Genomic DNA, 5,015 nt, shown 5'->3' on the forward strand with positions numbered 1-5,015 from the left:
TGGGGACCCGCTTCCCTGGAGCTGGGAGCAGGCCGCCTAGCCCGTCCAGCAGCTGGAACTCGCGCCCCTCGATCCCGCCAGCAGCGAGACCCTCCTGGATGCGGTGGCGCCGACGCTGGCTCCCGAGGTGCGCGCCCTCGCCCTTGCCTGGGCTGACGGCTACCCGCTCGCTCTGGTCGTCCTTGCCCAAGCCCTGCGCGACGGGAGGCTTGACCCCCGTCAGCCAGCAGATCGGACCCGGCTGCTGGAGCAGCTCGCCGAGCTGGCGCAGGGTCTCCGCCTCGACGCCGCGCCCGGCTGCTCTCGGTGAGCCACTGCAGGATGCGCCGGGTCGCTGGCCCGGCGGGCTGGCGCGAGATCCAAGGCTGGCTGGCTACCTTCTGGCTGGCACGGCAGAGCCCGGCAGGGGCGCGAAGGCGAGCGGATCGCGGCCCTGTTGGACTGGGACCTGCAGCGCCTGCTCCTGGGGGAGCTGGGACGGCGGGTCCCCCAGGAGCAGGCGGCTGCCTGGCAGGAGGCGCTGCAGGCGCCGTCGCACCCGTCTTGACCCGGGAGAGAGGAGGAACCAGGACGTATGCCGCATGACCTGACCCAGTCGTTGCCGGGGTGGCACGTCGCCGGGTCGTTCTCTCGGCCCGGCACGCCAGAGCGCTCGCTTGCTGCTCCAGGCTTTGCAGGAGGAGGCCGATCCGGCCTGGCAGGAGGCCCAGCAAGGGGAACTGCTCTATGAGCAGGCCCGCTGCGCGCTGCAGCTGTACCGCTTTCGAGAGGCGATCGAGGCCTATGAGCACTGTCTGCAGCTGGCCCAGCGCCGTGGCGATGAGGAACAGGCCAGGAGGTTACAGGGCCAGCTCGGCTATCTCTCTCGCCGGCTGGGCCAGTGGGAGGAGGCGCTCCACTATTCCTCTGCCTCGCTGGCCTATCATCAGCAGCGGGGCAGTCTGGCCTGGTATGCCAATCTGCTCAAGAATATCGGGCATGTCTACCGGTTGCAGGGGCGGGTCGAGGAGGCACTGCGCCTCTGCCTGCTGGGCCTTCGCGTGCGTGAGGAACTCTGGAAGCAGGGCCAGCTCGATGAGCGCGCGGTTGGCCTCTCGCAGAGCACGCTGGCCCTGATGTATCTGGAGCATGAGGAACTGGTGCAGGCGGAGCAGCCTTTCCGCCGGGCCTTCGAATGCTATGCCCATGTGGGCTATCGCAGTGGCCTGGCGGCCACCTCTAACCGCCTGGGGCAGGTGGCCCTGCTGAAGGGACAGTTCGAGGAGGCCGATACCTTGCTTCGCCAGGCTGAGGCGCTGGTGACCGGCTTTGATGAGGAGGTCTTCATCACCAGCCAGTACTAGCAGGGGCGGGTGGCCGCAGCGCAGGAACGGTGGGAGGAGGCGGTGGCCCACTGGCAATGCGCTGGTGGGCACGCGCGCCAGGTGCAGGATCGCGCCCAGCTGGCGACACGCCTGGTCGCCCTGATGGAGGCGCTTTCCCACCTGGGTCGGCACCAGGAGGCGCAGGCCGCCTGGCAGGAGGCGCGCGCCATCGCCGAGGAGGAGGGTTATTGGCTGCTGCTGGGGCGGGGCGAGGAAGTGCTGGGCGAGCTGGCCGTGGAGGAGGAGCGCGTTGAGGAGGCTTTCCAGCATGCTGTGAACAGGTGTGCCTGGATGGCTCAGCACAACGTGCTGGACGATCACAAAGCGCAACGCCGCTTGTTTGGGCGGCTGCTCGCTCTCCCCCTGGAACAGGTCTCCCCGACTGCGCAGCTGGTCCGGGAGGACTGGCGCCAGCGCGGCCTGGCAGATCCGTATCCCGTGCTGGATCGGGTCTGCCAGGAGCTGATCCCCCTGTTGGTGGAGCTGGCGCGCTGGCAGGAGCACGGGCAGGGGCAGCCAGGCGGCCCCTGACGGCTCACCCGCTCCCAGGCCGGGCCGGCAGGGAGGCAGTCTCTGGGAGCGGGCCGGGCGTCGGCTGCTCGTGGCAGCTTGGGAGGGCCGCACTGGAGAGAAGGGAAGCGGAGCAGGGCTGGCCCGTGACGGCCCATCCGGGGCTGTCCTGCCCCGCTTCCTCTCATCGTCGAGCTGATCAACGCCAGGCTGGTTGCTGGCCTTCAGCCTCCTTCCTCCTTCATCGCGGCGAAAGGAGACGCCAGGTGCGCACCTCTTCGCTGGCCGCCGAGGCAGCTTGCTGGGACTGGACCCCAGGCGATGACTGTCACGAGTTGCCAGCCGCTCTGGATGAGAGGAAACACCCTGACCCAGAGGCTGTGCAGCTGATCTGTCCAGGGCGGGTTCGTTGCACAAGAACATAAGCCAAGGAAGCAGCCCTCGTGGTCGTCACGGGCCAGAGAGATTGAGAGAAGCGATGGGGCCAGGGAGGCACAATCAGGCATCCTCTTCCCGGGGAATCAGTCGAAACAGCCCCCACTCCAGAGCCGTCCGAGCCGCGACCGGCTGCTCATGGATCAGCCGACCAGCCATCAGAGACAGCAACTCGTACGTTCTTTCTGACAAGAGACGCCGGCAGTTCCGCGGGCGCTGTTCGCGCTCCTGGAAGAGGGCTTCCAGGAGAAGGAAATCCTCTTCGCGCAAGGGCCGGTGAATGAGCGAGGCCAACCGCTGACAGCGCTCCCGGTCGAGCTCCAGCGCCAGCGGAGCGCTGAAGCGCAGTAAGCGCAGGCTATCGACATCTCTCTCCGAGTCAGTCAGCATGGTAAACTCCTCTCTGAAATGGACCGCGTTTGCGGCTCCGTCTGAATCAGGACAACGCCCAGCTGGCTGTGAGCTGGTGCCAGAGCCTCTCATCACCCGCCGATGCGCCAGAGCTGCACGCTCGATCACCAGCTCCTGCAGGCAGGCTCAAGAGAGGCTGTCCTTGCCCTCGTTGCTCTACCACTCTGGCCCCACTCGCGCGGGATTCCAAGCCAGTGTGTGCCCCGTTCGCACTGATCTCCTCAGCCCCCAGCTCTGTCCCACTTCTCTCCCTGCTCGTACCTGCTGCACCTCTTGCTCCTGTGCTCCCCTTCATCTATACTAGGCAGAGACTGATTCCAATCCATCCCCCGGCTGCCGCCGGCTCGGAGACCGGAGGGAGCATCATGGAGACAACGGCCCCGGTTCTGGTGTTCTGTTCCTGGTCCAGGTCCCCAGCGGACCGCTCCTGGTTCGATCGCGTGCTGACCGCTCTCCAGCCGCTCGAAGCGGAGGGGCTGATCTCGCTCTGGCACGACGACCTGGTTCCCGGGGGCAGCGATCTGGGGCAGGAGCGGGCTCATGCCTTTGCGCGCGCCTCGGTTGTCTTGCTCATATTCAGTCCAGACTACCTGGCCTCCGAGCAGGGCCACAGCGAGCTACAGCAAGCCCGGCAGCGTCGCCTCGCGGACGAGATCCGGCTCATTCCGGTGCTCCTGCGCGCTTGCGACTGGGAACAGCCCCTTGGCCTCGACCTGAAGCCACTCCCGGCTGATCGCCGGCCCATTGCCAGCCGATATGACTCCGACGAGGGCCTGCGCCAGCTCACAAGCGGCTTACGCCAGGCGCTGAGTGACCGCTCGGCCTCACTGGTTTCTCACTCCTCTGAGCCCGCACTTCCCCTGTGGAATGTGCCATTTGCTCCCAGCCCCTGCTTCACCGGACGCGAGGACGAGCTAGCGGCTCTGGACGCCTTCCTCCAGCAGCGTTCCCCCGCCATTGGCCAGGCCCTGGCCATCAGTGGTCTGAGCGGGGTCGGCAAGACCCGCCTCGCCGTCGAATACGCCTTCCGCTTCCGCTCTGCTTACCGCGCGGTGCTCTGGGTCGACGCCACCAGCCAGGAAACGCTGCTCGCCTCCTATCGTGAGCTGGCCTCCCTGCTCTCGCTGCCGGGACGCCATGAACAGGAGCTGCTCTGGGTCGTGCTGGCGGTACGCCGCTGGCTGCAGACGCAGCCTGGCTACCTGCTCATCCTGGATCATCTCAATGAGCCGGCACTCCTCTTCTCTTCTCGGCCCGACTGGCCGCCTGTGCTCGGCTCCCCGTTTCTGCCCCCGAATGTCGCTGGTCATCTCCTCATCACCACCTGCGCCGCGGACCTGGGTTCTCTCGGCCTGGGCCTGCCCCAGCCGCTCGCCTTGTCCTGCTTCTCCCCCGAGCAGGGCGCTCTGTTGCTGCTGCGACGGGCCGGTCGCCTCCCTCCTGATGCCTCGCTGGAGCAGGCTGCCCCCCGTGAGCGGCAGGAAGCGCTCCTCCTGAGCGAGGAGCTGGGTGGGCTGCCGCTGGCCCTCGATCAGGCCGGCGCTTATCTGGCGGCGACCGGGGACTCTTGCGCGGCTTACCGGCAGCTCTTGCAGCAGCGGCGGCTGGAGCTGCTGCGTCTGCGCAGCGGGCATCGGGACCCCCAGGGCAGCGATCATCCCACCCCTGTGGCCACCACCTGGGACCTCTCCTGCTCGCGGGTTCGGAAGCGCCACCCAGAGGCAGTGGACCTGCTGCACTTCTGCGCCTTCCTGGCGCCCGACCCCATTCCAGAGGCCCTGCTAGCGGCAGGGCTGGCCCGGTTGGCCCATCCTCTGGCGGCGACGGTAGCCAACCGGTTCACCCTCAATGCCACCATCGAGGCCCTACGGGCCTATTCGCTGCTCAGCCGCGACCCCTCCAGTGGCAGTCTGCAGCTCCATCGGCTCCTACAGGTCGTCCTCCGGTCCAGTCTCCCCCCGCAGGAGCAGCGGGACTGGAAAGAGCTAGTGATTGAGGCGCTGGTGCAGGCTTTTCTTGGGAAGGCGCTGGAGCACTGGCCTCTGCGGGAGCAATTGCTGCCCCACGCCTTGCAGGCTGCCATCTGGATCGAGGCGGAGCCTTCTCTTCAAACGCCCAGCGCTGCTGCCTTACTCAATGAGGTCAGCCGCACGCTGCGGGTGCAGGGCCGCTCTGAGGAGGCCCTCCCGCTCGCACAGCGCTCCCTCTCTCTCTCCGAGCAGACCCTCGGCCCCGGCCATCTCGCTACTGGTGCTTCTCTCCACACCCTTGCGGCTCTCTACCGCGACCTGGGCC

5 protein-coding genes are annotated in these 5,015 nt (G+C 67.4%); 3 read left to right on the plus strand and 2 right to left on the minus strand.

Annotated elements, in window-relative coordinates; genetic code table 11:
* Positions 1-190, minus strand: a 190-nt coding sequence (locus tag A4R35_RS24665) for a hypothetical protein (RefSeq protein ID WP_223258281.1), incomplete at its 3' end; no start/stop codon positions are given.
* Between the two features lie 466 nt (positions 191-656).
* On the opposite strand from A4R35_RS24665, the gene A4R35_RS10080 reads away from it, so the two are divergent.
* Both A4R35_RS10080 and A4R35_RS10085 read left to right on the plus strand, forming a co-directional pair.
* Complete coding sequence (locus tag A4R35_RS10080) at positions 657-1,343, plus strand: tetratricopeptide repeat protein (RefSeq protein WP_112428972.1); 687 nt, start codon at positions 657-659, stop codon at positions 1,341-1,343.
* 9 nt (positions 1,344-1,352) lie between these two features.
* Entirely contained in the window at positions 1,353-1,895 is a 543-nt protein-coding gene (locus A4R35_RS10085; RefSeq protein WP_112428974.1) for a hypothetical protein, read from the plus strand.
* A 477-nt stretch (positions 1,896-2,372) separates the two neighbouring features.
* On the opposite strand, the gene A4R35_RS10090 is transcribed toward A4R35_RS10085, so the two are convergent.
* Positions 2,373-2,699: a hypothetical protein gene (locus A4R35_RS10090; RefSeq protein WP_112428976.1), complete on the minus strand. Its 327-nt coding sequence runs from the start codon at positions 2,697-2,699 to the stop codon at positions 2,373-2,375.
* Between the two features lie 386 nt (positions 2,700-3,085).
* Between A4R35_RS10090 and A4R35_RS10095 the strand changes: the two genes are divergently transcribed.
* Positions 3,086-5,015, plus strand: a 1,930-nt coding sequence (locus A4R35_RS10095) for a tetratricopeptide repeat protein (RefSeq protein ID WP_189361614.1), incomplete at its 3' end; no start/stop codon positions are given.

It is taken from the genome of Thermogemmatispora tikiterensis (genome assembly GCF_003268475.1).
GTDB lineage: Bacteria > Chloroflexota > Ktedonobacteria > Ktedonobacterales > Ktedonobacteraceae > Thermogemmatispora > Thermogemmatispora tikiterensis.